Consider the following 26,716-nt stretch of genomic DNA (forward strand, 5'->3'; position numbering starts at 1 on the left):
GGCAGCCTGATCGAAGAACCCGCCATCGGCGGGTTCTTTGCATTGCGCGGCCTGGCTACTTGCGCACGTTGTCCAGGTCCGGCGGCGGGGTGTAGCCCAGGTCGCGGGCACGCGACTCGAACTGCGAGGCCAGCAGCGGCTGGCCGGTGTTGCGGAAGTGCACGGCCAGCTCGTAGCTCGCGATGCCGTTGCCCAGAGCGACCGCGAACTGCATCCAGCCTTCGTAGCGCGACTGCGTCGCCGACGAGCCGTTGAACGCGCGAAAGCGTTCCGCCATGCGCGCCGCCGCATCCTTGTCGCCACGGCCGCAGCGCAGCAGGTCCTGGCGGTGATCGGTGGGCAGGGTGTCGCTCAGCGAGAAGGCCGATTTGTACAGCCGCACGTCGTTGCGCTGCAGTGCCTTGACGGCCACCCGCGCGCCATCACGCGCCACCTGCACGCCGGGCGCGAAGCGGCTGTCCGGTCGCGCCTTCAGGAACATTTCCGCCGCCTGTGCCACCTCGGCCGGCCAGGCGATCTGCTCCAGCGTCTTCAGCAGCGTTTCCTCGTCGGCGTCGCTGATCTCCGGCGTCGCGGGTGCGCCCACACGCCGCGGCTCGACGGTCAGTCGCACGCGGGTGTGGTCGGCGATGAACGGGTCCTGGGCCAGTTGCCGGACCGCGGCGACCGGGTGGTTGAGCATGGTCTCGCGCACGTCGGTGCGCACGAGTTGCATCAGTTCGGGGAAGGTGGTCTCGCCCGACACGCTGCCCAGCAGCTTGACCAGCGAGCCGGTGTAGAACGTGTTCTGCGTCTCCACCGCGGGCGCGATGGCGGGCTTGCCGGCGCCGGTGGAGAAGCTGATCAGGCAACCCGGCGGCGCCTCGACCTGGTTCAGCCCCGCCACTTCACCCGCGCGCAGGCCGGTGCGGCAGGCGTCCACCACGGCGATCAGCATGCCGTCGCGCCGCGGCGGCAGGCGGCGCACCACGTCGCTGAGCAGTTGCACGCTGCCGACCTGCAGCGCCTCGCCCTTGGACGACGGGTTCAGCCCTGCGGGCAGCAGCAGGTTGGACGCGTCCACCTGCACGCCGTGGCCGGTGAAGTAAAAGAAGATCGTCGCGTCCGGCGGGCTGGCGGCGGCCTCGGTGATGAAGTTCTCCAGCGCGCGGCGCGAGGCCGGCAGATCCAGGTCCAGCGCCGACGTGACCTTGAAGCCGCGCTGCTCCAGCGCCCCCTCCAGGTCGCGCAGGTTCTTGGGGATGGGCGGCAGGTCGAACGGCGTCGGGTAGTTGCGGTTGCCCAGCAGCAGCGCGAGGCGGATCTCGCTGCTCGGCGACTTCGCGGCATTGCCGTAGCCCGGCGCGGCCGCGCGGGCAGCCGCCGGCAGCAGCGGCGCGGCCAGGCCGCCCAGCAAGGACGTGCACAGCACGCGGCGCCCCAGCTGGGGCACGGGAGAGTTGGCATCGGTACAGCTCATGGCGCAGGCTGGCAGCTCAGCACAGGTTGGGTCGCGGGCGTGCAGGAGACGGGCGGACGCGCGCCTTCGCTGCCCTGGGTGGATGGCCGGCCGGGGCCGACCTCGGCAATGACGCCGGAGCGCAGGCGCACGGTGACATTCTCCGTCCGCACGGTGTCCTGGAAGCGTGCACGGCGCGCGTCCTCGGCATCGCCGTTGATGGAAGACAGCGCGCCGGACGCTGCCGGCGTCAATGGCAATACCCCGTTGTAGACCACCGGGATCTCGGCTGCCTGGCTGGCACCGTCGTGGAAGAAGCGATAGGGCGCGCCGCCCTGCACCTGGCTGCCCACCTTGGGGCCGGCCAGCACGATGACGGACGAGCCCTGGGCGCCGGCCTTGGGCAGCACGGTCAGGTAGCCGGCGTTGGGGCCGGCGGTGCGCGCGCCGGTCTCGGTGGAGCCGACCTCGACGTTGATGGGCTGGCCGGCGATGGCACCGAACGCCCCAGCAATGCCGAAGGCCCCAGCCGCCAGCTCCAGCGTCATGCCGGGCGCGGACAGCGACTTGCCGAGCAGGAACTCGTCGAACGGCAGCCGGGCCACGAGCTTGGCATCGCCAACGGTGGCGAGCTGGTCGGCGCGGATGTAGACCATGTCGGCCTCGATGCCGCTGCCGCCCACCATCACCTGCTGCCCGGACACATGCACCAGCGACTGCACGCCCTGGCTGCCCTTCACGTTGGGCACCCAGGCCGTGCCATAGCCGGCGCCGCTGAGCACCGAGAGCTGGCCCTTGAAGCTGTTGGCGTCCTGCGCCATCACCACCGAGCCGCCGCCGCTGGCCTGCACGCTCAGCCTGGCGCCTTGGGCCAGCGTGATCGCACCCGCGCTGCTCTGCTGCACGGTGGCCTCGGCCACGGCCAATGCCACGCCGGCCACCGGGACCTGGGCCGTGCCTTGCGGCTTGGCCTTGGCGTCATCGGGCGCAGCGGTGGCGGTCAGGTTCAGGCTGCCGCCACCAAGCTGCATCTTGCCGTTCAGCGCCAGGCGGTCGGCCGAGATGCTGCCCCCGCTGGACAGCGTCACGTCGCCGAGCTGCAGGTTCTCCTTGACCGTCACCAGCGCCTGCCCGCCGCTCAGGCCCAGCGGCGTGCCGCTGAACTGGTTGGTGCTGCGGCTGGCGTCGATCAGCGTGCCGCTCAGTGTGATGCCGGCCGGGTTCGCCAGCGTCAGGCTGCCGGTGTAGACCTGCTCGGCGCGCGTCGTCAGGTTGCCTGCGAGGCGCACGCTGCCGGCGGCCTGCAGCGACGCGAGGGTTTCGCTGCCGCCGAGCTGCAGTTGCGCGCCTGCGGCCACCTGCAGGGCGCTCGCATCCGGCAGCCGCTCGGCCGCCGTCGTGATGAGGCTGCCACCCAGCACCTGCGTGGCACCGCTGTAGCTGTTGCCGCCGTTGGACAACGTCACCTGCCCTTGCGTGATGACGAGGCTGCCGCGGCCACTGATGGCCTGGTCCAGCGTGAAGGCGTCGCTGCGCTCCAGGCTCAGCACGCCCTGGTTGCGGATCTCGCCCGAACCCAGGCTGCCGCTGCCGGTCAGCCGCACGGTGCCGGCCTCGATGGCGGTCGCGCCGCTGTTGCTGGCGGCGGCCGTCAGCGTCAGCGTGCCGGCGCCCTGCTTGACGAGGCCGCCGCTGCCGCTGACGGCGCCGTCGAAGCGGCTGTCGCGGCCATCGGCGCCGGCCGCCAGGTTGCCGCCATTGAGCGCCAGGCTGCCCGCGCCGTTCAGCGAGGCGACGGCCTGGTCGGCATCGGCCCGCACACGCGCGCCGGCGTCGATGGACAGCGCCGTGGCGCCGGCCAGCGCCTGCGCAGTGGCGAGCGCCAGCGTGCCGCCGCTGACCTGCGTGCGGCCGGTGTAGAGGTTGCGCCCGCCCAGCGTCACGCTGCCCGTGCCGGCCTTGATGAGATTGCCGCTGCCGCTGATGACGCCGTCGAAACGGCTGTCCAGCCCGCTGGCACCCAGCGTCAGCGTGTAGGGATTGAGCAGCACCCGGCCGCTGCCGGACAGCGCGCCCAGGCCCTGGTCGGACAGCAGCTCCAGCGCAGCGCCGCCCGCCACGCCGATGCCCACCGTGGCCGGCAGCACGCCCGCGCCCAGCAGTTGCAGCGTGCCTGCATCCACCTGCACGTTGCCCGCCAGCGTGTGGAGGCCGGCCAGCGTGAAAGTGCCGCTGCCCAGCTTGGCCAGGCCGCCACTGCCGACGATGGCGCCGTCGAAGCGCGTGCTGCCGCCATTGCTGCCGACGCTGAGCTGTGGTGCCAGCAGGTTCACCGTGCCTGAGCCCGCCAGGGACCCGAGGCTGGCGCTCTGCTGCACCGTCAGCGTCGCGCCGCTCGCCACGGCCACCGCCGTGGTCGCGTTCAGCGCCGCGCCGCTGGCGAGGATGAGGTTGCCCGCCACGACCTGCGTGGCGCCGGTGTGGGCGCCGCTGCCGGCCAGCGTGAATGCGCCGGCGCCGAGCTTGGTCAGCCCGCCCGTGCCGTCGACGCTGCCGCTGAACGCCGTGTCCGCGCCATCCGCACCGACGCCGAGCGTGTAGCGGTCCAGCGCCAACCGGCCGTCACCGCTCAGCGAGCCGGCCGTCTGGTCGTGGCCCAAGGCCAGCACGGCGCCGGCATGCAGCCGCACGGCGCTCGCCGCCGACAGCGAGCCCGCGCCGTTCGCGCGCAGCGTGCCGGCCACGATGTCGGTCACGCCGCTGTAGCTGTTGCTGCCGGTCAGCGTCAGCGAACCCGCACTGCCCAGGCGCACACCCTCAGTGCCGCCGATGGCACCGGAGATCGTCAGCCCAACGGCCCCGGCGGCCGGAAGGAAGGTCGTCAGCGCCTGCAGCGTCACCGCGCCGGCCAGCGTGCCGGTGCCTGACGTGTTGAGCACATTGCCGCCCTGCCCCACGAGCGCCGCACTGAGGGCCGCACCATCGCGCAGGTCCAGCTCGCCGTTCGCGCCGAGCTGCACATCGCCGCTGCCGGCGCTGGCCGCCGGTCCCTGCAGCACGACGCGGCCGGACTCGATGCGCGTGCCGCCGCTGTAGCCCTGCGAAGAGCCGATGGTCAGGCTGCCAGTGCCGTTCATGACCAGCTCGCCGGTGCCGGACAGCGGCCCGGCGAGGTTGATCGCGCCAGCGCCGCCGAGGTCCAGGCGCGTCGCCACCTGGCTGGCGTTGATGGTGTAGTTCCCCGCACTGACGAGCGTGGCGATGTCGGCGCTGCCGACGGTGATGCTGGGCAGGCTGTTGTCAGCGCGAGCGAGCGTCAGGACGCCGGCTCCCGCCTTCAGCGTCGTGAGCGCGCCGACGGCCAATGCGCCGCTCTGCGTGATGGCAGCGCCCGTCGCGCTGGTGTCGGCCAGCAGGTTGCCGTAGCTGCCGCCGCCGAGATCCAGCGCGCCGGCCGACGTGACTTCGAGGCCGCCCGCATCGCCGGTGACCTGCAACCCGTCGCGACGCACGGCATCGCCATCGCGCAGCTGCACCCGGCCGAAGCTGCCGCCGTTCTGCGCCTTCAGCAGGACCGCGTTGAAGTCGTTGCCCGCACCCGTGGTGGCGAGGTCGACCGGCATGGCCGGGCCGTTGGCGATCAGCGTCGTCAGCCCGCTCACCACCAGCGGGCCGGTGCCGACGATGCCGTTCTTCGCGCCGGCCGTCAGCGTCGTGCTCTGGCCGCCGCCCAGGGTCAGCGTGCCGCCGCTGTTGAGCACCAGCGTTTGCACGTCGCCGCTGAAGGTCAGGCTCCCTGAACTGCTGACGCTGGCGTTGGCAAAGCCGCCGCCGTTGATGCCCAACACGTTGAACGAGCCCAACCACTGGTTGCCGGGGTTGTTCAGCGCCAGCGTCACCTGACTGCCATCGGCAATGAAGGTGGCCGCGCCCGTTACTGTGAGCGCGCCCGTCTGGCCGATTCCGGTGCCGCGCGTGGTGGCGGTCAGGTCGCCACTGGCGGTGCCCATCCCGAGGTTGATGTCGCCGTCGGCGTTGAGCCTGAGGTCACGCGTCGTGAAGCTGCCCAGTTGCAGCGCGCCGCTGTTGAACAGGCTCACATCTCCGCCCTGCAGGCTCACCGAGCCAGCGAACCCATTGGCGGTTTCGTTGAGCTGGATGCTGGCGCCGCCTGCGTTCAGTGCGGTCGCGCCATAGACGCTCAGGCCGCCAAGGGCCTGGGTGATGGCGCCACCGCTGTGCGCGGTGAGGTCTCCGCCGACAACCCCGGAGCCGAGCTGCAGGCGCCCTGTCGATGCCACCGTCAAGCCACCGACCTGGAGACTCCCCAGTGTGAGTGCGCCGGCGTTGTTGATCACCGTCTGGCCGCCGTGCAGATCAACCGTGCCGCCGAAGGTATTGCCCGCCCGGTCCAGGGTGATGGGGGCGTTTCCGGCGTCAAGGCTCGTCGCGCCGGTGATGGCGAGCGCACCGCTCTGCGTGATGGCGCCGACGCTCTTTGCGCTCAGCCCTGCGCCCACATTGCCTGCGCCGAGGTTCAGCGTACCACCCACGTTCAACGACAGGCCGCCAACGGTCAGCGCGCCGAGCCGCAGGTCGCCCGCGTTGTTCAACGCGGTGTCGCTGCCGCTCAGGTTCACCAGGCCTTGCAGGTTGTTGCCAGAGGCGGTCAGCGTGATGGCTGACTGGGCTTGCAGCATTGCCGTGCCGGCTACGCCAATGCCGTCACCGGCCTGGGTGATCGAGCCACCCAACGCGTGCGCCGTCAGTGCGCCGCCCACACTGCCGCTGCCGAGCACGATGCTGCCGTTGCTGGTCGCCTCCAGGCTGTTGGCGTTGATGCTGCCGAAACTGAGGCTTGCCTGGTTGAAGACTGACACCTCATTGCCGACCACGCTCAACGCGCCGATGAACTGGTTGCCCGCGTTCATCAACGTGATGTTGGCGCCGCCCGCATTGAGCGTGGCGCTGCCCGTCACCAGAAGCGCGCCGGCCTGGGTGATGGCGTTGCCGTTGCTGGTGGCGGCCAGGTCGCCGCCCACACGGCCCTGGCCGAGGTTGAGGGCGCCAGTCGATATCGCGGCAAGGCTGCCCGTGTTGAGCATGCCCAGCGTCAGCGCACCCTGGCCGGTGATCCGCGTGGTACCACCAGTGAGTTGCACGGCGGAGCGCCAATGGTTGCCCGCATCCGCCAGCGTGATGGCGCCGGAGCCCGCCTGCAGGTTGACAAGACCGGCGACGTCCAGCGCGCCGCTCTGCGTGATGTTCGCGCCGGTCGCGCTGGCGTCGGCCAGCAGGCTGGCGTAACTGCCGCCGCCGAAGTCCAGAGCGCCAGCGGACGTGACCTGCAGATTGCTGGCGTCGCCAGTGACCTTCAGCCCGTCATGCCGGCTGGCATCGCCATCGCGCAGCTGCACGCGGCCGAAGCTGCCGCCGTTCTGCGCCTTCAGCAGGACCGCGTTGAAGTCGTTGCCCGCACCGGCGGTGGCGAGGTCGACCGGCATGGCCGGGCCGTTGGCGATCAGCGTCGTCAGCCCGCTCACCACCAACGGGCCGGTGCCGACGATGCCGTTCTTCGCGCCGGCCGTCAGTGTCGTGCTCTGGCCGCCGCCCAGGGTCAGCGTGCCGCCGCTGTTGAGCACCAGCGTTTGCACGTCGCCGCTGAAGGTCAGGTCCAGCGCGCTGCTGAGGTTGACGCCGATGAAGCTGCCGCCGTTGATGCCGCGCATGTTGATCGCGCCCAGCAACTGGTTGCCAGGGTCGTCCAGCACCAGGTTGATCTGGCTGCCGTCGGCGATGAAGTTGGCGGCGCCCTTGACGATCAGCGTCGCGGACTGGCTGATCGCGGTGCCGCGGGTGGTGGCCGTGAGTTCGCCGTTCACCGTGCCGCCACCCAGGTCGATGTCGCCGCCGGCCGCCAGCTGGAGGTCATGGGCCGTGTAGCTGCCCATGCGCAGCGCACGCTGGTTGACGAGGCTCACGTCGCCGCCCTGCAGCGTGACCGCGCCGACGAACCCGTTGGCCGCCTCGTTGAGCACGATGTTCGCGCTGCCCGCCTGGAGCTGCGATGCGCCGCCGACCGACAGGCCACCGGACGCCTGTGTCAGTTGGCCGCCGCTGCTGGCATCGAGCGCGCCGCTGACGGAACCCCGGCCCAACTGCAGCGCGCCGGAGGACTTGACCGTCAGATCGCCGACGCCGAGGGTGCCCAAGCGCAACGCACCGCTGCCATTGATGACGGTGTTGCCGCCCTGCAAGTCCACCGCACCGGCGAACGTGTTGCCGGACTGGCCCAGCGTGATGCTGCCGCTCGCGCTCAAGCTCGATCCACCGCCGACCGACAGCGCGCCGGTCTGCGTGATAGTGCCGCCGCTGGTCGCGCTCAGGCTGCCGGCGCTGCCGGACCCCAGGTCCAGGGCGCCACCGGCACGCAACGTCAGTGCGCCGGTGGCCAGCGTGCCCATCCGCAGCGCACCGGCATTGGTCAGCGCACTGTCGCCGCCGCTCATGTTGACGACGCCGCCGAACTGGTTGGCCGCGTCGGCCAGCGTGATGCCCGAGGAGGCCTGCAGCGTGGCCGTGCCACCCACGCTGAGGCCGCCGGCAATCTGCGTGATCGTGCCGCCCAGTGCGCGCGCCGTCAGCGCGCCGCTGAGCGCGCCCTGGCCCAGCACGATGCTGTGGTTGCTGGTGGCGTCCAGGCTGTTGAAGCTCAGCGTGCCGAAGTTCAGGCTCAGGTCGTTGAACACGGCGACGGCGTTGCCGGTCAGGCTCAGCGCACCGAGGAACTGGTTGCCGGAATTCGTCAACGTGATGTTGGCGCCGGTGGCGGTGAAGGTGGCGCCACCCGTCACGTGCAGCGCGCCGGCCTGCGTGATGGCCCCACCACCGCTGTTGGCGGTGAGGTCCCCGGCGATGCTGCCCTGGCCCAGGTTGAGCGCGCCCGACGAAGCGACGATGAGGCTCCCGGTGGCGAGCTGGCCCAGCGTCAGCGCGCCGCTGCTGATGAGCCGTGTCACACCGCCCCCCAGCCTGACCGTGTTGCGCCATTGGTTGCCCGAGCTGGCCAGCGTGATGTCCCCGGCACCTGCCTGCAGATTGCTGGCACCGGTCACGTCCAGCGCACCGGCCTGCGTGATGGCGCCGCCATGGCTGCTGGCCGTCAGCCCGCCGCTGCCGATCGTGCCCTGGCCGAGGTTCAGCGCGCCGGTCACGTCCACGGCGAGCGAGTTCACGGCCAGCGTGCCCAGCGTCAGGCCGGCGTTGCTGTTGACCTGCGCGACGCCGCCGCCCAGGCTCAGCACGCCGCCCCACTGGTTGTTGCCTTGCGTCAGCGTGATGTTGCCGCTGCCCGACTGGATGCTGGCGTTGCCGGTCACGTTCAGCACGCCGGCCTGGGTGACGGCACCGTTGCCGCTGGCGGCGGTGAGGCCCCCGGCGATGCTGCCCTGGCCGAGGTTGAGCGCACCGGCCGACTGCACGGTGAGGTCGCCCGTGTCCAGCGTGGCCAGCGTCAGCGCGCCCTGGGTGCGGACCTGCGTGGTGCCGCCGCTCAAGGTGACGTTGCCGTTGAGCTGGTTGCCCGCGTTGTTCAACGTGATGGCCGCCGGGCCCGCGTCCACGCTCAGCCCGCCATTCACCGTGATGCCGGAAGCGCCCTGGGCCACTGCACCGCCCGCCGCCAAGGTCAGCGAACCGACGTCGACGCTGCCCAGCGTGACGGCGCCCAGGCTCTTGAGCTGCGTCGCTGCGCCCGCGAGGCTGACGGCCCCGCCCCACTGGTTGGCAGACGCCGCCAGCGTGATGGCACCGGTGCCGGCGTTGATGTTGGCGGTGCCGGCCACGTCGAGGCCGGCGCCAGTCTGCGTGATGGCGCCGGTGGATCTGGCGACCAGGTTGCCACCGACGGTACCGGCTCCCAGCTGCAGCGTGCCGTTGCCGGCTTCAGCGCGCAGCGCGCCGGTGGCGAGGTCCGCCAGCTTGAGGGCATTGCGGCTGTAGACCTGCGTCGCGCCACCGGTCAACGAGACGGCATCCTGGAAATCGTTGTGCGTGCCGTTCAGCGTGATGCTCTGGCTGCCGGCATCGAAGCTGCTCGTCCCGGCGACGACGAGGTCGCCGGCGGTCTGGTTGATCGTGCCGTTGGTGCCTTGCACGATGAGGTCGCCACTGGCTGTGACGTTGTGCGCCAGCGTGACCGACACGCCGCGCAGCGTCACGTTGCCGCCCTTGAGCGTGCCGAAGGTGCTGAAGACGCCGCCGCGGCTGGCCAGGGTCAGCGCGCCGCTGCCCGTGTCGATGTCTTGTGTGCCGGCCGGCAGGAACAGCGTGCCGCCGGCGTCCAGCACCAGCGCCTGGTTGGGCAACTGCGTCAGCGACACGAGACGGAGGTCGTTCGCGCTGCGCAAGGACACCCCGCCCCCGGTGGCCGTGATGGCACCCTGCAGGTCGTTGTGCGCGTCGTCGAGCGTGATGGCCGCATTGCCGGCGTTCAGCGTGATGGCGCCGGTCAGCGTCAACGCGCCCGTCTGCTTGATGAGGTGGCCGTTGGCCTGGGCGTTCAGCGTGCCGGCCACTGTGCCCTCGCCGAGATCGAGGTCGCCGTGCGACGTGGCGGTCAGGTTGCCCGTGTGCAGCGTGCCCAGCGTCAGCGCGCCGCTGCTCTGGACCTGCGTGGCGCCGCCGCGCAGGCTGACGGCACCCTGGAAATCGTTGGCCGAGCGGTTCAGCTGGATGGCCGACGTGCCGGCATCGACCGATGCGGCGCCCACCGCGCTGATGCGGCCGCCCGTCTGCGCGATGCCGCCGCTGCCAGTGGTGAGCGCGAGCGTGCCGCTGGCGGTGACGTTGTCGCTCAGCGAGAGGCCGCTCTGGGCCGTCAGCGCGATGTCGTGGCCAGTGAGCTTGCCGGCGGCCGTGAAGCTGCCGCCCAGGCTGGTGAGGCTGAGGTCGCCGGTGCCGGTGTTGATGTCCAGCGTCGAGCCCAGGTTGAGGTTGCCCTGGGCCGACAGCGTCAGCGACTGGTTGGCCGCGAGCGTCAGGCTCTGGACGCCGAGGTTGCCGGCGGAGAACAGGTCCAGCGACCGGGCGTTGATGCTGACGCCGTTCCAGTGGTTGTGGGTGTCCGTGAGGCTGATGTCGCCGGTGGTGCCCGCGTTCAGCGTCGCCAGGCCGTTGACCGTGAGGCCGCCCGCCACCTGCGTGATGTTGCCGCTGGTGCTGACCCCGAGCGTGCCGCCCACCGAGCCCGTGCCCAGCGTGACCATGCCGCTGCCCGTGGTGATGCCGAGGTTGGCGCTGCCGCCGGTGGTGCTGAAGCTGCCCAGCGTGACGCTGCCGCTGGTGGCCGTCAGCGTGGCCGCGCCGTTCACGGTGACGGCGCTGCTGGCGGCCTGGGCGATGTTGCCGCTGGTGGCTGTGGCGGTGAGCGAGTTCACGCTGCTGTTGCCCAGCGTCAGCGCAGCGCTGCGCAGCGTCGTGGCGCCACCGCTGGCACTGACTGCGCCCTGCAGGTTGTTGCCGGTTTCGTTCAGCGTGATCGCACCGCTGCCGGCCGTGAGGCTGGTCGTGCCGCTGACGACCAGGGCGGTGCCGGCGGCCTGCGTGAGGTTGCCACTGCTGGCGGCTGCGGTCAGCGAGCTGACGCTGCTGTCGCCCAGCCGCAGGCCGGCGCTGGTCAGCGTCGTGGCGCCACCGCTGGCGCTGACGGTGCCTTGCAGGTCGTTGGCGGCGGCATCCAGCATGATCGCGCCGTTGCTGGCCGTGAGGCGGATGCTGCCGGTGACGGCCAGGCGGGTGCTGGCGGCCTGTGCGATGTCGCCGTTCTCGGACGTCGCCATGAGCGAGGCGACCATGCCGTTGCCCAGCACCAGCGTGCCGCCGTTGCGCAGTGTCGTGGCGCCGCCGCTGACGCTGACCGCGCCCTGCAGGCCGTTGCCGGTTTCGTTCAGCGTGATGGTGCCGGCACTGGCCGTGAGGCTGGTCGCACCGCTGACGGCGACGCTGGTGCCGGCCGCCTGCGCGAGGTTGCCGCTGCCCGCCGTGGCGGTCAGCGCGCTGACGTTGAGGGCGCCCAGCGTGAGCGCGGCGCTGCGCAGCGTCGTGGCGCCGCCGCTGGCGTTCACGGTGCCCTGCAGGGTGTTGCCGGCGCCGTTCAGCGTGATCGTGCCGCTGCTGGCCGTCAGGTCGGTGGTGCCGCTGACGCCGATGCTGGTGCTGCCGGCCTGGGTGATGCTGCCGCTGAGCGAGCGTGCCGTGAGCGCGCTGACGCTGCTGTTGCCCAGCGTCAGCGTGCCGGCATTGAGCAGGCTCGCGGCACCGCCGCTGACGCCGACGGCGCCCTGCAGGTTGTTGGTGGCGGCGTCCAGCGTGATCGCGCCACTGCTCGCCGTGAGGCTGGTGGCGCCGCTGACGCCCAGGCGGGTGCCCGACGCCTGCACGATGTCGCCGGCGGACGCCGTCGCCGTGAGCGAGCTGACCGTGGCGTTGCCCAGCGTGAGGCTGCCGGCGTTGACCAGCGTCGTGGCACCGCCGCTGGTGGTGACCGCACCTTGCAGGTTGTTGGTGGTCAGGTCCAGCGTGATCGCGCCGCTCGCCGTGAGGTCGGTGGTGCCGCTGACGCTGAGCTGCGTGCCGGACGCCTGCGTGACGTTGCCGCTGCCCGCCGCGGCTGCCAGCGAACTGACGTTGACGTCGCCCAGCCGCAGGCTGGCGCTGGTCAGCGTCGTCGCGCCACCGCTGGCGTTGACCGTGCCTTGCAGGGTGTTGGTGGCGGCGTCCAGCGTGATCGTGCCGCTGGCCGTGAAGCTCGCCGCACCGCTGACGCTGAGGCGGGTGCTCGCCGCCTGGGTGATGTCGCCGCTGGTCGCCGTGGCGCTCAGCGAACCGGCGGTGACGTTGCCCAGCGTGAGTGCGCCGGCGTTGGTCAGCGTCGTGGCCCCACCGCTGGCGCTGACGATGCCCTGCAGGCCGTTGGTGGCCGCATCCAGCGTGATCGCGCCGCTCGCCGTCAGGTCGGTGGTGCCGGCCACGCTGAGGTGCGTGCCGGTGGCCTGCGTGATGCTGCCGCTGGCCGCCGTGGCCGTGAGCGAGCTGACGGTGCTGCCGCCCAGTTGGAGGCTGGCGCTGGTCAGCGTCGTCGCGCCGCCGCTGGCAGTGACCGTGCCCTGGAGGTTGTTGGCCGTGCCGTCCAGCGTGATGGTGCCACTGCTCGCCGTGAGATCGGTGGCGCCGCTGACGGCGATGCTCGTGCCGGCAGCCTGGGCCAAGTTGCCGCTGCTGGCCGTCGCGCTCAACGAGCTGACGCTGCTGTTGCCCAGCGTCAGCGTGCCGGCGTTGAGCAGGCTCGCCGCACCGCCGCTGACGCCGACGGCCCCCTGCAGGTGGTTGGTGGTGGCGTCCAGCGTGATCGTGCCGCTGCTCGCCGCGAGGGTGGTGGCGCCGCTGATGCTCAAGCCGGTGCCGCCCACCTGCGTGATGTTGCCGCTGCCCGCCGTGGCGGTGAGCGAATTGGCGGTGACGTTGCCCAGCACGAGGGCGCCGGCATTGGTCAGCGTCGTGGCGCCGCCGCTGGCAGTGACCGTGCCTTGCAGGCTGTTGGTGGTGGCGTCCAGCGTGATCGCGCCACCCGCCGTCAGGCCCGTCGCACCGCTGATGCCGAGGCTGGTGCCGGCCGACTGCGTGATGCTGCCGACGTCGGCCGTGGCGTTGAGCGAACTGGCGGTGACGTTGCCCAGGAGCAGCGCACCGGCGTTGCGCACGGTCACCGCGCCACCGTTGACGCCGACCGCGCCTTGCAGGCTGTTGGTGGCGGCGTCCAGCGTGATCGCGCCGCTGGCCGTGAAGCTGCTGGCGCCGCTGACGCTCAAGCTGGTGCCGCCGGCCTGCGTGATGCTGCCGCTGACGGCGGTGGCCGTGAGCGAACTGACCGTGGTGCTGCCCAGCACGAGGACTCCAGCGTTGGTCAGCGTCGTCGCACCGCCGCTGGCGCTGACGGCGCCTTGCAGGTTGTTGGTGGTGGCATCCACCGTGATCGCCCCGCTCGCCATGAGGCTGGTGGCGCCACTGACGCTCAAGCTGGTGCCGCCGGCCTGCGTGATGCTGCCGCTGACGGCGGTGGCCGTGAGCGAACTGACCGTGGTGCTGCCCAGCACGAGGGCTCCAGCGTTGGTCAGCGTCGTCGCACCGCCGCTGGCGCTGACGGCGCCTTGCAGGCTGTTGCCGGTGGCGTCCAGCGTGATCGTGCCGGCGCTGGTCGAGAGGCTGGTGGCGCCGCTGACGCTGAGGGCGGTGCCGCTGGCCTGCGCGATGCTGCCGGTGGTGGTGGTGACGCCCAGGTCGATGCTGCTGCCCAGACTGCCCAGCGTGACGCTGCCGGCAGCCGCATCGAGGGTGGCACCCGCAGTGCTGAGGCTACCGGCGGCCTGGGTGATGGCGCCACCGCCGGTGGTCACGCCCAACAGGCCGCCGATGGTGCCGGTGGGCAGCGTCACGGCGCCGCCGTTGCTGGCGATGGTCAGCGCGCCGCTGTTCACGCTGCCCAGCGTGACGGCGCCATGTGCGGTGACGCCCAGCGTGCCGCCGTTGGTCTGGATGGACGTGGCGCTGACGCCAGCGCCGGCCAGCAGGCTGACATTGAGCGCCCCCCCGGTGGCGCTGATGGAGCCGCCGCCGGTGAAGCCGATGCTGCCCACGGCATCGAGCGTGAGCGAGCCGCCATGGGTGCCCTGGATGGCCGCATCCACGATGATGTCGCCGGTCTCGGCGGCGGTGCCCGCGCCGGACGTGGTCCTGACGGTCACGCCGGTGCCCGCGGCCAGCGCGTTGTTGAGGACCGTCACGCTCAGCACGGCGCCATCGGCGCTGGGCTCGAAGGGCGATGCGCCGGACGAGCCGCTGGACGAGGCATTCGAGATGGTCAGGTTGGCCGGATCGAGCAGCCAATGGCCGGCACGCCCGCGCACTGCACTGACGTCCACGCCGCCACTGGGCATGTTGAGCTGCTGCAGCCCCGACGTCTCGACCATGCCGCCATGGCCACCCAATCGCCCGCCTCGGGCCGAGATGCGGCCCAGCATGTCGGTGCGCAGGTCGGCCCAGATGGCGACGCTGCCGCCATCGCCCTGCTCGGTCGCGTCGGCGCGCAGTTGGGCGCCGGCGGCGATGTAGGTGCGCTCGGCGTTGTGGTCGGTGCCTTCGCCGTGGAAGCCGCCGCCGACCTGGATGCTGCCACCGCCCTGGGCGCCAGAGGCGTCCAGAACGGCGGGGTCCAGCACAGCCACGCGCTGGCCCAGCACGGTGATGCTGCCGCCTCGTTCACCGCCGGCATCCAGCGTGCCGTTGACGTAGGTGTCGCCGGCCGTGCCGCCGTCGATGACGATGCGTCCGCCTTGCTGGCGCAGGCCGCGCGCCTGCACGACGCCGTCCATGTTCAGCACCTGGCCGGCCGCGCCGGCGCGCGCCTGGGCGCGCAGCTCGGTGCTGCCGCCCTCGGTCTGGATGCGGCCGCTGAACTTCAGCGCCACGTCGAGGTGGTCGTCGTTGCGCAGGTTGAACAGCACGAGGCCGTCGCCTTCGACGTCCACCTGCACGGCGCTGGCCGCCGCCAGGCCCACGCGGCCCGCCTGGATGCTGCCGCCCACGCTGAGCTGCGGGGCGACGAGCGCGACGGTGCCGCCTGGCGCGGCGATGCTGCCGTCTGCCTGCAGGCCGCCGGCGCCCGGACCAGCCTTGAAGCGGTATTCACCGGCCAGGAAGGCGGCATCGGACAGGTCCAGCGTGGAGGCGACGAGGCCGCCCACGTTCACCTGCGAGCCGCGGCCGAAGACGATGCCGCGCGGGTTGAGCAGGAAGACCTGGCCGTTGGACGCCATGCGACCCAGGATCAGCGACGGGTCGCCGCCAACGACGCGGTTGAGCAGCACCGAGTTGACACCGGGCTGCTCGATGCGCAGCGACTCGTGGGCGCCGATGGAGAAGCTCTGCCAGTTGATGACGGCCTTGTCGCTGGCCTGCTGGATCAGCCCCTGGCCGGCCTGTGGCGTGGACACCTTGACCTGCCCCTGCGCCACCTGGGCACCCTGCGGCAAACCTTGCGCAGCCGGATAGGCGAGCGCGAGGCACAAGGCCAGGCCCAGGGGCCGCAAACGGGAGCGCGCTCTCATGCCAATGCCTCTGCGCGGACAGCCGGGTTTTCGGGCCGAGCGCTGGGCCGCTCCTGAGCCGGCCCGCCTGGCGACGCTTGGGGCTCAATGCCACAAGCGTCTGCGTCCCCACGGGGGACCGGCTGGGCGCGCCCGCGTTCAGCGAGGCGAGACCGGACGAGGGGCTTCAGCTTCATTTCAGAAGCTCCAGGAGCCCTGCGCGTACAGGCGCAGCTTGCGGTTCTTGCCTTCGCCGACGGCCACGCCCTGCACGGGCGTGGCCAGGCTCATGCGCAAGGCGTAGGCGTTGCCGCGCGCCCAGACCAGCGACAGCCCGGCGCCGCCCAGCGTCGTGTGGTTGACGTAGCTCGGTTCACGCTGGACGAGGCTGGGGTCGTGCCGGTACTGGATGAAGGCGCCGTCGTAGAACGCGGCCAGCACGAGTTCGCTGGCCCATTTGCCGAACAGGCTGGACGGCGGCAGCCAGCGCAGCTCCAGGCTGGCCACGGCGCCGGAATCACCCGTGCCCTCGCCGGGCGCGAACGCGCGCACGCCGTTGGGGCCGCCAGCGCGGAACTGCTCGGTGGAGTCCAGGTTGGACAGCGCGTACTGACCGCGCACGGTGAGGTAGGCGAGCAGTCGGCCGTTGATGAGGTTCTGAAGGCGCGACGCGGCGAAGTTCACCTTCCTGAACGTCGCCGCATCGTCGCTGCCGCTGGGGGTGCCGTCGGCGAAGTTGAGCCGGCCCTGTGCCAGGTTCAGCTCGAAGGTGTTGACGCTGCCGGTCAGCAGGCTGTCGCGGAAGTCGCCGCTGACGCCGATGTTGATGTCGTCGACCCGCTTGCGCGTGGCCAGCGAGGCGACGTTGTCGAGGTAGCTCTTGGCGTCGCCCGCGCCGAGCACGAACAGGTTCAGGTTGCGCGAGCGCACCCAGGGATAGAGGGCGAACACGTTGATCGTGGTGCCGGTGCCGTGCAGGTCCAGCGGGAACTCTTTCTTGTCGAGCTGGTAGCGCACGGCCGACAGCGACGCGCCGGCCTTGAAGCCGTCCGCACCGATGGGGCTGGTGTAGCCCAGCAGCGCGAACATCAGCCCGCCGGTGGCCGAGCTGAGCACCGAGCCGGACAGGCCGTCGCCGCGGCCCAGCGGGCTGGCCATGATGACCTGCGCGCCCAGCCGCTGCGCGCCGATGACCCTGGAGCCGTTGAAGTCGCCGTCGACGCTGCCGCTGTAGCGCGCCTCGGCGCGGGGCGTGAATTCGAGGATGGCCGTGCCGGGCGTGGCACCGACCTTCACTTCGGCGCGCGTGACGATGCCGCGCAGGTCGTTGATGAGGAAGACCGTGCGCTCGACGGCGTCCACCGTCAGCACGTCGCCCGGCTTCAGCCGCTGCAGGTAGGCCTCGACGACCTCGCGCTTCACCGGCAGGCCTTCGCTCCAGTTCAGCACGACGCGGTCCAGGCGCCCTTCCAGCACGGCGATGCGCACGGACTGGCCGTCGAACACCTGTTCGGGGATGTAGGCGTAGCCCAGGTAGTAGCCGAGGTCGCGCTGCAGGAAGCGGGTGACCTCGTTGGCGGCGTTCACGAGATCCTCGAAGCCGCGTTCCTTGCCGACAAAGGCGGCGGTCAGCCGCGGCAGCGCCTCCCGCAGTGCGGCAGGGGCGTCAGCGCTGACGGCATACGCCTGCACGTCGATCTTGAGCTCGTCGTCCGGCTTGCCCAGCTCGCGGGCAGCCGGCGGACGTTCCGGCGGCAGTTCGACACTGCGGCTGGGCTCGGGCGGGCGGGCAAGTTCGCTGGGGGGCGGCACGACCGGTGGCGTGCCCACCGCCCATGCCGGCATCGCAGCCAGCAGGCCGGCACTCAGAACGGCCAGCAGCCCAGCGCGGCAGCCGCGGCGCAGCGAGGGACGGAGCAGGCGAGCAAGCAGCAAGTTCGGGGTCCGTGCGGCAGGGTTGAGGCAATGAAGGGCCAGCCGCCCCACGAAGCCTCTGCCGGAGTCCTGGCCTGCCCCTCGACCTGGCGGTCGTTCTCAGCGTGTGAGTAGCGCTGGCATCGATTGAGTTCCGGGCGGTCCCCCCGCGAATGAAAGGGTCGGGACCGCAGGGACGGCGGCGCGTCTTTCAGGCGGGCGCGCTTGCGGCGCCTGCCAGATGGCTGCGAGCGCGGCTGGGCTGACGCCAGACGTAAAAAAGCCCGCGCAAGGCGGGCTTTGATCGAAACAGGCGTGGGCCTGATTACTCGACGGCTTCTCCAGCGGTCTCGCCTTCGGCGCGATCCACCAGTTCAACGAAAGCCATGGGCGCGTTGTCGCCGACGCGGAAACCCATCTTCAGGATGCGGGTGTAGCCGCCCGGGCGCGCCTTGAAGCGCGGGCCCAGTTCGTTGAAGAGCTTGGTGACGATGTCGCGGTCACGCAGGCGGTCGAAAGCCAGGCGGCGGTTGGCCAGCGTGGGTTCCTTGGCCAGGGTGATCAGGGGCTCGACCACCTTACGCAGTTCCTTGGCCTTGGGGACCGTGGTCTTGATGGCTTCGTGCTGCAGCAGCGAGACGCACATGTTGCGCAGCATCGCCTGGCGATGGGAGCTGGTGCGGTTGAGTTTGCGGAGGCCGTGACGGTGACGCATGGTGCTATTCCTTTTTCACTTTGTTGATGCCGGCAGCCGTGTCAGGTACTGCCGGGTGCACGATCAAACGCCCGAAGTTTGAGCTTCATCGCGTTTGTCATCCGATGACGGCCTTCAGGCCGTCTCTTGTGTTGGCGCGCAGCGGATTACCGCTTGTCCAGCCCTTGGGGCGGCCAGTTTTCCAGGCGGGCGCCGAGCGTGAGACCGCGGGAAGCCAGGACTTCCTTGATCTCGTTGAGCGACTTGCGACCCAGGTTGGGGGTCTTCAGCAGCTCGGTCTCGGTACGCTGGATCAGGTCGCCGATGTAGTAGATGTTTTCGGCCTTCAGGCAGTTGGCCGAACGCACGGTGAGTTCGAGCTCGTCGACCGGACGCAGCAGGATCGGGTCGAAGCTGCTGGAGCGCTGGGCCGGCTGGTCGAAGGCGTCGACCAGGTCCGTGCCTTGCAGCTGGGCGAACACGGCCAGTTGCTCGACGAGGATCTTGGCGGACGCGCGGATCGCTTCCTCGGGCGAGATGGCGCCGTTGGTCTGGATCTCCATCACGAGCTTGTCGAGGTCGGTACGCTGCTCGACGCGGGCGTTCTCGACCGCGTAGCTGACGCGGCTGACCGGCGAGAAGGACGCGTCGAGGACGATGCGGCCGATGCTCTTGGTCGGCTCGTCGCCGAAGCGGCGCATCGTGCCGGGCACGTAGCCGCGGCCCTTCTCCACCTTGATCTGCATGTCCAGCTTGCCGCCTTGCGACAGGTGGGCGATGACTTGCTCGGGGTTGATGATCTCGACGTCGTGCGGGGTCTGGATGTCGGCCGCGGTGACGGGGCCTTCGCCTTCCTTGCGCAGGACCAGGGTCACTTCTTCGCGGTTGTGCAGGCGGAAGACGACGCCCTTGAGGTTCAGCATGATGTGAACCACGTCCTCTTGCACGCCGTCGATGGCCGAGTACTCGTGCAGCACGCCGGCAATCGTCACTTCGGTCGGCGCATACCCCACCATCGACGAGAGCAGCACACGGCGCAGGGCGTTGCCCAGCGTGTGACCGTAGCCGCGTTCAAACGGCTCCAGCGTGACCTTGGCGCGATGACCGCCCAGGGGCTCCACGTTGATGGACTTGGGTTTGAGCAAGTTGGTTTGCATGAGGTCTTTCTTTCAATACCCTCGGTTCGTTACACCGATAAGGCTGAGGACCAGCCGGGCAGAGCCTTCGAAGGGCTTGGAGGCCCGGACGAGGAAACGCCGGCCGCGCTCTTGCGAGCGCGGCCGGCGGGGGAAAACATTAACGCGAGTACAACTCGACGATCAGCGATTCGTTGATCTCGGCACCGAACTCGTCGCGGTCGGGAGCCTTCTTGAAGACGCCTTCCAGCTTCGTGCCGTCCACGGCCACCCAGGCCGGCAGGCCGATGGAGTCGGCCAGCTTGAAGGACTCCGTCACGCGCAGCTGCTTCTTGGCCTTGTCGCGCACCGCGACGGTGTCACCCGCCTTGACCGAGTAGGACGCGATGTTGACGACCTCGCCATTCACCGTGACACCCTTGTGCGACACCAGTTGGCGTGCTTCTGCGCGGGTGGAGCCGAAGCCCATGCGGTAGACGACGTTGTCCAGGCGCGATTCCAGCAGCTGCAGCAGGTTCACGCCGGTCGAGCCCTTGCGGCGCTCGGCTTCGGCGAAGTAGCGGCGGAACTGACGCTCCAGCACGCCATACATGCGCTTGACCTTCTGCTTTTCGCGCAGTTGCAGGCCGAAGTCGGACGTGCGCTGGCCGGAGGTGCGGCCATGCTGGCCGGGCTTGGAGTCGAACTTGACCTTGTCGCTGATGGCGCGGCGGGCGCTCTTCAGGTAGAGGTCGGTGCCTTCACGGCGGGAAAGTTTGCCCTTGGGGCCGAGGTAACGTGCCACTTTGCGTGTCCTTGATCAATCTGACGCCGAAAGTCGTCGCTTTCACGACGGCGTCCTGCGCGAGTCCAGCCGGTGTTGTTGTGGGCTTGGACGGTGGGCTTAAGCGTCGGCTCGCAATGAAGCCGGCTCAAAACTGAAGCCGGCGCGGCACCTGAGTGCCCGCCGGCTCCGGGAAAACACGCGATTATCGCACTGTCATCCGAATCTGCAATATCCCTGTCACCGGAAGGTGGGGCTCAGATGCGGCGAACTTAGATGCGACGACGCTTCTGCGGACGGCAGCCGTTGTGCGGCACGGGCGTCACGTCAGAGATCGAGTTGATGCGGATGCCCAGCGCTGCCAGGGCACGCACCGACGACTCACGACCCGGGCCGGGGCCCTTGATCTTGACGTCGAGGTTCTTGATGCCCTGCTCTTGAGCAGCGCGGCCGGCCACTTCAGCCGCCACCTGGGCTGCGAAAGGCGTCGACTTGCGCGAACCCTTGAAGCCCTGACCACCCGACGAAGCCCAGGACAGGGCGCCGCCTTGCCGGTCGGTGATGGTGATGATGGTGTTGTTGAACGAGGCGTGGACGTGCGCGATGCCGTCAGCAACGTTCTTGCGAACCTTCTTGCGAACGCGTTGAGCCGCCGAATTGTTGGGAGCCTTTGCCATATTGACCTTCTTTCAGTTCGGGCAGCTTACTTCTTGCCGGTCGCAGCCGACTTGCGCGGACCCTTGCGGGTGCGGGCATTCGTGCGGGTGCGCTGGCCGCGCATCGGCAGGCCGCGGCGGTGACGGAAGCCACGGTAGCAGCCCAGATCCATCAGACGCTTGATGTTGATGGACTGCTCACGACGCAGATCGCCTTCGATGGTCATCTGGTTGACGACGTCACGGATCTTTTCGAGATCGGAGTCGTTCAGGTCCTTGACCTTCTTGTCGAACGGGATGCCGCAGGTCGTGCAGATCTTCTGGGCGGTCGTACGGCCAATGCCGTAGATCGAGGTCAGACCGATCTCAGTGTGCTTTTGCGGCGGAATGTTGATACCAGCAATACGTGCCATGGTTGTCCTCTAGTCCTGTCGTGCGCGCGGGGGCTCAGCCCTGGCGCTGCTTGTGGCGCGGGTCGGTGCAGATCACACGCACCACGCCCTTGCGGCGGATGATCTTGCAATTGCGGCACATCTGCTTCACGGATGCCGAAACTTTCATGGTCTGCTCCTTGGCCTAACTTCTTTTGCGCTCACACGCGTCCGGGGGTTCAAACAGCTCACTTCGCCCGGAACACGATGCGAGCACGACTCAAATCGTAGGGCGTCAATTCCACAGTCACTTTGTCGCCGGGGAGGATACGGATGTAGTGCATCCGCATCTTGCCGGAGATGTGTCCGAGGACGACATGCCCGTTCTCTAACTTCACACGAAACGTTGCGCTGGGGAGGTTTTCAACAATCTCGCCCTGCATCTGAATGACGTCGTCTTTCGACATGCCAAAACTTCGTGTGGGTTAAAACAGATATTTCCTTAGAACAGCTCTCCACCCTCAGTTGGGCTTGAAGCTGGCCTTCTTCAGCAGTGACTCGTACTGCTGACTCATGATGTAGCTTTGCACCTGGGCCCAGAAGTCCATCGTGACGACCACGATGATCAGCAGGGATGTGCCACCAAAGTAGAACGGAACGTTGTACTTGAGTGTCAAGAATTCGGGCAGCAGGCAGACCAGCGTGATGTAGATCGCGCCGGCAAGCGTCAGCCGCGACAAGATGCGGTCGATGTGCTTGGCGGTCTGCTCGCCCGGACGGATGCCCGGAATGAACGCGCCGCTCTTCTTCAGGTTGTCCGCGGTCTCACGGCTGTTGAACACCAGCGCCGTATAGAAGAAGCAGAAGAAGATGATGGCAGCGGCGTACAGCAACACATAGATCGGCTGGCCCGGGCTGACCATGGCAGCCAGGTCCTTCAACCAGCGCAGGCCGTCGCCCGTCGCAAACCAGCTCACCACCGTGGTCGGCAGCAGGATGATCGACGACGCAAAGATCGGCGGGATCACGCCCGACATGTTCAGCTTCAGCGGCAGGTGCGACGACTGGCCGCCGTAGACCTTGTTGCCGACCTGGCGCTTGGCATAGTTCACCAGGATCTTGCGCTGGCCACGCTCGACGAACACGACGGCGAAGGTCACCAGCACGACCAGGGCGATCACGACCAGCGCCGAACCGTAGCCCATCGCGCCGGTACGCACCAGCTCGAACAGCCCACCGATCGCACCGGGCAGACCTGCGGCGATACCGCCGAAGATCAGGATCGAAATGCCGTTGCCCAGACCCCGCTCGGTGATCTGCTCACCCAGCCACATCAGAAACATCGTGCCGGCCACCAGGCTGGACACCGCCGTGAGGCGGAAGCCGAAACCAGGATTGAGCACCAGGCCCGCAGAACCTTCCAGCGCCAGCGCGATGGACAGGCTCTGGAACAGCGCCAGGCCCAAGGTGGCGTAGCGCGTGTACTGCGTGATCTTGCGGCGGCCCGCCTCGCCTTCCTTCTTCAGCTGCTCCAGCGTCGGGACCACATAGGTCATAAGCTGCAGCACGATGGAAGCCGAGATGTACGGCGTGATGCCCAACGCGAACACGGTGAAGCGCGACAGCGCACCGCCCGAGAACATGTTGAACAGGCTCAGGATGCCACCCGCCTGACCCTTGAAGAATTGGGCGAGCTGGTTCGGGTCGATACCGGGCACGGGGATATGCGCCCCGATGCGGTACACGACCAGCGCCAGCAGCAGGAAGACAAGCCGGCGACGCAGGTCACCGAACTTGCCACTCTTGGCCAGCTGATTCGCGTTGGTAGCCACGCTGAGTCAGTTCCTTTTGGACAGCAATTAAGCGACCGAGCCGCCAGCCGCCTCGATGGCCGCCTTGGCGCCCTTCGTGGCGTTCACGCCCTTCAGCGTGACCTTGCGCTCGATGGCACCGGACAGGATGACCTTGACCGACTTGGCCAGTTGCGGCACCAGGCCGACGGCCTTCAGCGTCGACACATCGACCTCTTCGCCGGCCAGGACTTGCAGGTCCGACAGCGTGATCTCGGCGTTGTACTTCAGCGTCAGCGACTTGAAGCCACGCTTGGGCAGGCGACGCTGCAGCGGCATCTGACCGCCTTCGAAGCCGACCTTGTGGTAGCCACCAGCGCGGGACTTCTGGCCCTTGTGGCCGCGACCTGCGGTCTTGCCCAGGCCGGAGCCGATGCCACGGCCGACACGGCGCTTGGCATGCTTGGCGCCCTCTGCGGGCTTGATCGTGTTGAGTTCCATCGTCTTGTCCTCGATGTGCGCGGTGCTCAGAGCACCTGCACCAGATAGGCGATCTTGTTGATCATGCCGCGCACGGCGGGCGTGTCTTCCAGGGTGCTTTGGCTGTTCAGCCGACGCAGACCCAGGCCGACCACGGTGGCACGGTGCGAGGCACGGCAGCCGATGGGGCTACGCACCAGCTTGACCGTCACGGTTTTTTTGTCAGACATGTTGTGCTCCGCTGTGGCGATCAGTTGAAGATTTCTTCAACCGTCTTGCCGCGCTTGGCCGCGACCGAGGCCGGCGTGGTGGAACGCTTGAGGGCGTCCAGCGTGGCGCGGACCATGTTGTACGGGTTGGTGGAACCGTGGCTCTTGGTCACGATGTCGGTCACGCCCATCACTTCGAAGACAGCGCGCATCGGGCCGCCGGCGATGACGCCGGTACCGGCAGGTGCCGGGGCCATGATGACGTGCGCAGCACCGTGCTCACCCACCACGTTGTGATGGATGGTGCCGTTCTTCAGGCTGACCTTGACCATGTTGCGGCGAGCCGACTCCATGGCCTTCTGCACCGCGACCGGCACTTCCTTGGCCTTGCCCTTGCCCATGCCGATGCGGCCATCGCCGTCACCGACCACGGTCAGCGCTGCGAAGGACAGCGTGCGGCCGCCCTTCACCACCTTGGTCACGCGGTTCACCGCGATCATCTTTTCCTTCAGGCCGTCGTCATTGCCTTCGGTCTGCGCGCGGGGTTGAAACTTTGCCATTTCTTATTCCTTGATGCGTCAGAACTGCAGGCCGGCTTCGCGAGCGGCCTCGGCCAGTGCCTTGACACGGCCGTGGTAGGCGAAACCCGAGCGGTCGAACGCGACCTTCTCGACACCTGCGGCCTTGGCCTTCTCGGCGATCAGCTTGCCCACCAGCGTAGCGGCGGCAACGTTGCCACCCTTGCCCTCGGCACCCAGCTGCTCGCGCACCGACTTTTCGGCGGTGGACGCTGCGGCCAGCACCTTGTCGCCGTCTTCCGACACGACTTGGGCATAGATGTGCAGGTTGGAGCGGAACACCGTCAGACGGGCCACACGCTGGATCGCGATGCGGGCACGGGTCTGGCGCGAACGACGCAGTCGTTGTTCTTTCTTGGTCATCATGGCGCGGCTCCTTACTTCTTCTTGGTCTCTTTGAGGGAGACCTTCTCATCCGAGTAGCGGATGCCCTTGCCCTTGTAGGGCTCGGGGGGACGGAAGGCGCGCACCTCAGCGGCGATCTGGCCGACGACCTGGCGGTCAGCACCCTTGATGATGATTTCGGTCTGCGTCGGGCACTCGACCTTGATGCCGGCCGGCATGTCCTTCACCACGGGGTGAGAGAAACCGATCTGCAGGTTGAGCTTCTGACCCTGGGCTTGGGCGCGGAAACCCACGCCAACCAGGTTCAGCTTCTTCTCGAAACCCTTGCTGACACCGTTGACCATGTTGGCCACCAGTGCACGCATCGTGCCGCTCATCGCGTCGGCATCAGCCGACTCATTGGCGGGAACGAAATTCAGCTTGCCGCCTTCGCTCTTGACGTCGACGAGCTTGTTGGCCGGACGCACCAGCGTGCCGAGCGAGCCCTTGACGCTGATCGAGTCAGCCGACACGGTCACATCCACGCCTTGCGGGATGGAGACCGGCATTTTTCCTACGCGGGACATTGTTCGTCTCTCCTTCTCGCTTAGGCGACGTAGCAGAGCACTTCGCCACCGATACCGGCAGCGCGCGCCTTGCGGTCCGTCATCACACCCTGCGGCGTGGTGACGATCGCGACGCCCAGGCCATTCATGACCTGAGGAATGTCGTGACGGCCCTTGTAGATGCGCAGGCCGGGGCGGCTCACACGCTCGATACGCTCGATGACCGGACGGCCAGCGTAGTACTTCAGCGAAATTTCCAGCTCGGGGCGAGCGGCTTCACCACGGATGGCGAAGTCATCGATGTAGCCTTCATCCTTCAGGACCTTGGCGATCGCTGCCTTCAACTTCGACGACGGCATGACGACATTGGGCTTCTCAACGATCTGGGCGTTGCGAATCCGGGTCAGCATATCGGCGATAGGATCACTCATGCTCATTTGCGATTTCTCCTAATCGAGCCGATTACCAGCTGGCCTTGACGACACCGGGGATGTCGCCCTTGAAGGCCAGCTCACGGATCTTGTTACGGGCCAGACCGAACTTGCGGAAGGTGCCACGCGGACGGCCGGTCAGCTCGCAGCGGTTGCGCAGGCGAGTCGGGTAGGCGTTGCGGGGCAGCTTCTGCAGCTCGAGGCGAGCGAGGTAACGCTCTTCATCCGACTTCTTGCTGTCGTCGATGATGGCCTTCAGTTCTGCGTACTTCTTCGCGAACTTGGCGACGAGTGCTTCGCGCTTCAGTTCACGTTGCTTGATGGAAGTTTTAGCCACAGATCACCTCAGTTCTTGAACGGGAACTTGAACGCAGCCAGCAGTGCCTTGGCTTCGTCGTCCGTCTTGGCAGTCGTCGTGATGCTGATGTTCAGACCACGCAGAGCATCCACCTTGTCGTATTCGATCTCGGGGAAGATGATCTGTTCCTTGACGCCGATGTTGTAGTTGCCACGGCCGTCGAACGAACGACCGGAGATACCCCGGAAGTCACGCACGCGCGGCAGCGCGATCGTCACGAAGCGGTCCAGGAATTCATACATCTGGACACCACGCAGGGTCACCATCGCGCCGATGGGCACGGCGTCACGGATCTTGAAGCCGGCAATCGCCTTCTTCGACTTCGTGACGACAGGCTTCTGGCCGGCGATCTTGGTCAGGTCACCCACAGCGTGGTCCATGACCTTCTTGTCGGCAACAGCTTCGCTCACGCCCATGTTGAGCGTGATCTTGGTGATGCGGGGCACCTCCATGACCGACTTGTAGCCGAACTTTTCGACCAGGCCGGGCACGATTTTTTCGCGGTAATGCGTTTGAAGACGAGCCATGAGGGACCTCTTAAGCCTTGATCTCTTCGCCGGTCGACTTGAACACGCGCACCCGCTTGCCGTCGACGAGCTTGACGCCCACACGATCGGCCTTGCCGGAGGCGGCGTTGAAGATCGCCACGTTGGATTGATGGATGGGCATGGTCTTGTCGACGACGCCACCGGTGGTGCCCTTCATGGGGTTGGGCTTGACGTGCTTCTTGACGACATTGATGCCGTCAACCACAACGTGGTCGACATCGGTGCGGGCGGACACGGTGCCGCGCTTACCCTTGTCGCGGCCGGTCAGCACGATGACCTGGTCGCCGGTACGAATCTTGTTCATGGCTTACCTCAGACA

Annotated in this window: 20 protein-coding genes; all 20 read right to left on the reverse strand. The window is 68.5% G+C overall.

Annotated elements, in window-relative coordinates; translation table 11 throughout:
• Positions 1 to 55: 55 nt before the first annotated feature.
• Positions 56 to 1,459 carry a caspase family protein gene (locus tag ACO07H_RS00090; RefSeq protein ID WP_422009874.1) on the reverse strand — a complete coding sequence of 468 codons (1,404 nt, stop codon included), beginning with the start codon at positions 1,457 to 1,459 and terminating at the stop codon, positions 56 to 58.
• Positions 1,456 to 15,600, reverse strand: a complete 14,145-nt coding sequence (locus ACO07H_RS00095; protein WP_422009876.1) for a filamentous hemagglutinin N-terminal domain-containing protein — start codon at positions 15,598 to 15,600, stop codon at positions 1,456 to 1,458. The genes ACO07H_RS00090 and ACO07H_RS00095 overlap by 4 nt, the downstream gene beginning before the upstream one ends.
• Positions 15,601 to 15,777: 177 nt before the next feature.
• On the reverse strand, positions 15,778 to 17,514 hold the full coding sequence (locus ACO07H_RS00100) for a ShlB/FhaC/HecB family hemolysin secretion/activation protein (RefSeq protein ID WP_422009878.1): 1,737 nt from the start codon (positions 17,512 to 17,514) through the stop codon (positions 15,778 to 15,780).
• Between the two features lie 304 nt (positions 17,515 to 17,818).
• Positions 17,819 to 18,208, reverse strand: a complete 390-nt coding sequence (gene rplQ, locus ACO07H_RS00105; protein WP_422009880.1) for a 50S ribosomal protein L17 — start codon at positions 18,206 to 18,208, stop codon at positions 17,819 to 17,821.
• A 146-nt stretch (positions 18,209 to 18,354) separates the two neighbouring features.
• Positions 18,355 to 19,344 (reverse strand): DNA-directed RNA polymerase subunit alpha, encoded by a 990-nt coding sequence (locus ACO07H_RS00110; RefSeq protein WP_422009882.1) that lies wholly within the window; start codon positions 19,342 to 19,344, stop codon positions 18,355 to 18,357.
• Positions 19,345 to 19,483: 139 nt separating this feature from the next.
• A complete protein-coding gene (gene rpsD, locus ACO07H_RS00115) occupies positions 19,484 to 20,107 on the reverse strand; it encodes a 30S ribosomal protein S4 (protein ID WP_422009884.1) in 624 nt (207 codons plus the stop codon).
• A 251-nt stretch (positions 20,108 to 20,358) separates the two neighbouring features.
• On the reverse strand, positions 20,359 to 20,763 hold the full coding sequence (gene rpsK, locus ACO07H_RS00120) for a 30S ribosomal protein S11 (protein ID WP_056194196.1): 405 nt from the start codon (positions 20,761 to 20,763) through the stop codon (positions 20,359 to 20,361).
• A 26-nt stretch (positions 20,764 to 20,789) separates the two neighbouring features.
• Complete coding sequence (rpsM, locus tag ACO07H_RS00125) at positions 20,790 to 21,155, reverse strand: 30S ribosomal protein S13 (protein ID WP_056264810.1); 366 nt, start codon at positions 21,153 to 21,155, stop codon at positions 20,790 to 20,792.
• Positions 21,156 to 21,189: 34 nt separating this feature from the next.
• The gene (gene rpmJ, locus ACO07H_RS00130; protein WP_056194202.1) at positions 21,190 to 21,303 is read right to left on the reverse strand and encodes a 50S ribosomal protein L36; all 114 of its coding nucleotides are present in this window, start codon (positions 21,301 to 21,303) and stop codon (positions 21,190 to 21,192) included.
• Positions 21,304 to 21,361: 58 nt separating this feature from the next.
• On the reverse strand, positions 21,362 to 21,580 hold the full coding sequence (gene infA, locus ACO07H_RS00135) for a translation initiation factor IF-1 (protein WP_422009889.1): 219 nt from the start codon (positions 21,578 to 21,580) through the stop codon (positions 21,362 to 21,364).
• Between the two features lie 54 nt (positions 21,581 to 21,634).
• On the reverse strand, positions 21,635 to 22,945 hold the full coding sequence (gene secY, locus ACO07H_RS00140; protein WP_422009891.1) for a preprotein translocase subunit SecY: 1,311 nt from the start codon (positions 22,943 to 22,945) through the stop codon (positions 21,635 to 21,637).
• 27 nt (positions 22,946 to 22,972) lie between these two features.
• The gene (gene rplO / locus ACO07H_RS00145; RefSeq protein WP_422009893.1) at positions 22,973 to 23,404 is read right to left on the reverse strand and encodes a 50S ribosomal protein L15; all 432 of its coding nucleotides are present in this window, start codon (positions 23,402 to 23,404) and stop codon (positions 22,973 to 22,975) included.
• Between the two features lie 26 nt (positions 23,405 to 23,430).
• Positions 23,431 to 23,613: a 50S ribosomal protein L30 gene (gene rpmD / locus ACO07H_RS00150; RefSeq protein WP_056194210.1), complete on the reverse strand. Its 183-nt coding sequence runs from the start codon at positions 23,611 to 23,613 to the stop codon at positions 23,431 to 23,433.
• Between the two features lie 20 nt (positions 23,614 to 23,633).
• Positions 23,634 to 24,152 (reverse strand): 30S ribosomal protein S5, encoded by a 519-nt coding sequence (gene rpsE, locus ACO07H_RS00155; RefSeq protein ID WP_422009895.1) that lies wholly within the window; start codon positions 24,150 to 24,152, stop codon positions 23,634 to 23,636.
• A gap of 18 nt (positions 24,153 to 24,170) precedes the next feature.
• The gene (rplR, locus tag ACO07H_RS00160) at positions 24,171 to 24,536 is read right to left on the reverse strand and encodes a 50S ribosomal protein L18 (protein WP_422009897.1); all 366 of its coding nucleotides are present in this window, start codon (positions 24,534 to 24,536) and stop codon (positions 24,171 to 24,173) included.
• 11 nt (positions 24,537 to 24,547) lie between these two features.
• Positions 24,548 to 25,081 carry a 50S ribosomal protein L6 gene (gene rplF, locus ACO07H_RS00165; RefSeq protein ID WP_422009899.1) on the reverse strand — a complete coding sequence of 178 codons (534 nt, stop codon included), beginning with the start codon at positions 25,079 to 25,081 and terminating at the stop codon, positions 24,548 to 24,550.
• A 20-nt stretch (positions 25,082 to 25,101) separates the two neighbouring features.
• A complete protein-coding gene (rpsH, locus tag ACO07H_RS00170) occupies positions 25,102 to 25,497 on the reverse strand; it encodes a 30S ribosomal protein S8 (RefSeq protein WP_422009901.1) in 396 nt (131 codons plus the stop codon).
• A gap of 25 nt (positions 25,498 to 25,522) precedes the next feature.
• On the reverse strand, positions 25,523 to 25,828 hold the full coding sequence (gene rpsN / locus ACO07H_RS00175) for a 30S ribosomal protein S14 (protein ID WP_422009903.1): 306 nt from the start codon (positions 25,826 to 25,828) through the stop codon (positions 25,523 to 25,525).
• Between the two features lie 8 nt (positions 25,829 to 25,836).
• Positions 25,837 to 26,376, reverse strand: coding sequence for a 50S ribosomal protein L5 (rplE, locus tag ACO07H_RS00180; protein ID WP_056194227.1), 540 nt, complete (start codon positions 26,374 to 26,376; stop codon positions 25,837 to 25,839).
• A gap of 10 nt (positions 26,377 to 26,386) precedes the next feature.
• Positions 26,387 to 26,701: a 50S ribosomal protein L24 gene (rplX, locus tag ACO07H_RS00185; protein WP_056264780.1), complete on the reverse strand. Its 315-nt coding sequence runs from the start codon at positions 26,699 to 26,701 to the stop codon at positions 26,387 to 26,389.
• Between the last annotated feature and the right edge of the window lie 15 nt (positions 26,702 to 26,716).

Source organism: Roseateles sp. (assembly GCF_965229315.1).
Classification (GTDB): domain Bacteria; phylum Pseudomonadota; class Gammaproteobacteria; order Burkholderiales; family Burkholderiaceae_C; genus Pelomonas.

What these genes read in the sequence shown, in the direction of transcription:
- ACO07H_RS00090 (WP_422009874.1), bottom strand. Translation starts at nt 1,459, where the DNA reads ATGAGCTGTACCGATGCCAACTCTCCCGTGCCCCAGCTGGGGCGCCGC.
- ACO07H_RS00095 (WP_422009876.1), bottom strand. Translation starts at nt 15,600, where the DNA reads ATGAGAGCGCGCTCCCGTTTGCGGCCCCTGGGCCTGGCCTTGTGCCTC.
- rplQ (WP_422009880.1), bottom strand. Translation starts at nt 18,208, where the DNA reads ATGCGTCACCGTCACGGCCTCCGCAAACTCAACCGCACCAGCTCCCAT.
- ACO07H_RS00110 (WP_422009882.1), bottom strand. Translation starts at nt 19,344, where the DNA reads ATGCAAACCAACTTGCTCAAACCCAAGTCCATCAACGTGGAGCCCCTG.
- rpsK (WP_056194196.1), bottom strand. Translation starts at nt 20,763, where the DNA reads ATGGCAAAGGCTCCCAACAATTCGGCGGCTCAACGCGTTCGCAAGAAG.
- rpsM (WP_056264810.1), bottom strand. Translation starts at nt 21,155, where the DNA reads ATGGCACGTATTGCTGGTATCAACATTCCGCCGCAAAAGCACACTGAG.
- rpmJ (WP_056194202.1), bottom strand. Translation starts at nt 21,303, where the DNA reads ATGAAAGTTTCGGCATCCGTGAAGCAGATGTGCCGCAATTGCAAGATC.
- infA (WP_422009889.1), bottom strand. Translation starts at nt 21,580, where the DNA reads ATGTCGAAAGACGACGTCATTCAGATGCAGGGCGAGATTGTTGAAAAC.
- rplO (WP_422009893.1), bottom strand. Translation starts at nt 23,404, where the DNA reads ATGGAACTCAACACGATCAAGCCCGCAGAGGGCGCCAAGCATGCCAAG.
- rpmD (WP_056194210.1), bottom strand. Translation starts at nt 23,613, where the DNA reads ATGTCTGACAAAAAAACCGTGACGGTCAAGCTGGTGCGTAGCCCCATC.
- rpsE (WP_422009895.1), bottom strand. Translation starts at nt 24,152, where the DNA reads ATGGCAAAGTTTCAACCCCGCGCGCAGACCGAAGGCAATGACGACGGC.
- rplR (WP_422009897.1), bottom strand. Translation starts at nt 24,536, where the DNA reads ATGATGACCAAGAAAGAACAACGACTGCGTCGTTCGCGCCAGACCCGT.
- rplF (WP_422009899.1), bottom strand. Translation starts at nt 25,081, where the DNA reads ATGTCCCGCGTAGGAAAAATGCCGGTCTCCATCCCGCAAGGCGTGGAT.
- rpsH (WP_422009901.1), bottom strand. Translation starts at nt 25,497, where the DNA reads ATGAGCATGAGTGATCCTATCGCCGATATGCTGACCCGGATTCGCAAC.
- rplE (WP_056194227.1), bottom strand. Translation starts at nt 26,376, where the DNA reads ATGGCTCGTCTTCAAACGCATTACCGCGAAAAAATCGTGCCCGGCCTG.
- rplX (WP_056264780.1), bottom strand. Translation starts at nt 26,701, where the DNA reads ATGAACAAGATTCGTACCGGCGACCAGGTCATCGTGCTGACCGGCCGC.